We start from the raw sequence: 1236 nt of genomic DNA on the forward strand, positions 1-1236 counted from the left end.
TTCGCCGCCCTGCGCCGCCGCGCCAAGTAGCGACCCCGCAATCACCCGCCGGCCCGCCACACCAACGGGCCGGCGATTTCATGACTGGATTAGCGCATGAAAGCCGTCCTCTGCCGTTCGCCCGGCGATCTCGTCCTTGAAGACCGGCCCGCACCAGAGGCACCGCCTCCCGGCTGGGCGCTGGTGGCGGTCAGCCATGTCGGCATCTGCGGCACCGACTACCACATTTTCGAGGGCAAGCACCCGTTCCTCGCCTATCCTCGCATCATGGGCCATGAGGTGTCGGGAACGATCGTCGAGACCGGCGACGGCGTCGATCTTGCCGTTGGTGAGCCCGTGGTGATCAACCCCTATCTTTCCTGCGGCAAGTGCATCGCCTGCCGGCACGGCAAGCCCAATTGCTGCCTCAGGATCGAGGTGCTGGGCGTGCATCGCGACGGCGCCATGTGCGAACAGATCCTGGTGCCGGCGCAAAATCTCTATCCGGCCAACGGCCTGTCGCTGGCCGACGCCGCCGCAGTCGAGTTCCTGGCCATCGGCGCGCATGCCGTGCGGCGCGCCCGCGCCGACCCCGGCGCCCGCACGCTGGTCATCGGCGCCGGCCCGATCGGGCTCGGCACCGCCATCTTCGCCCGCATCGCCGAACTCGACGTGACGCTGCTCGACATGAGCAGTGAAAGGCTCGCCTTCGCCGCAAATGAGCTTGGTTTCCAGACCCTCGACGGCTCGCGCGGCGCGGTGCCCGATCTGGTCAGGCAAGCGACATCAGGCGAAGGCTTCGATGTGGTCTTCGACGCCACCGGCAACACCCAGTCGGTGCAGTCGGCCTTTGCCCATGTCGCGCATGGCGGCACCTTGGTACTGGTCTCTGTTGTCAAGGACGACATCAGCTTTTCCGATCCGGAATTCCACAAGCGCGAGATGACGCTGATCGGCAGCCGCAACGCCTTGCGCGCCGACTTCGATCACGTCGCCGCCTCGATCCGCAACGGCGCCGTTCCCCTGGCCAAGCTCGTCACACACCGCACCACACTCGCCGGCACGCCGCGCGATCTGGCTCGTTGGGCACATGAGAAATCGGGCCTGATCAAGGCTGTGATCGAGGTCGGATCATAACATGGCAGACGGCGAAGCCGGTCCGAATTGAAGACGCCCGCGCAGGTCGACCCCCACTCCGTCTCGGCTTCGCCGAGCCACCTCTCCCCCGATCGACGGGGTAGAGGAAGGGTGCGAGCT

General features: G+C 66.4%; 1 protein-coding gene. It reads left to right on the forward strand.

The annotated features are described in order from the left end of the window. Positions 1-96: 96 nt before the first annotated feature. Positions 97-1116 carry a zinc-binding alcohol dehydrogenase family protein gene (locus EN964_RS35065; protein ID WP_127272464.1) on the forward strand — a complete coding sequence of 340 codons (1020 nt, stop codon included), beginning with the start codon at positions 97-99 and terminating at the stop codon, positions 1114-1116. Positions 1117-1236 lie beyond the last annotated feature (120 nt).

Origin of the sequence: Mesorhizobium sp. M7A.F.Ca.CA.001.10.2.1, from assembly GCF_003998575.1 — a bacterium.
In the GTDB taxonomy this organism is placed as follows: Bacteria; Pseudomonadota; Alphaproteobacteria; order Rhizobiales; family Rhizobiaceae; genus Mesorhizobium.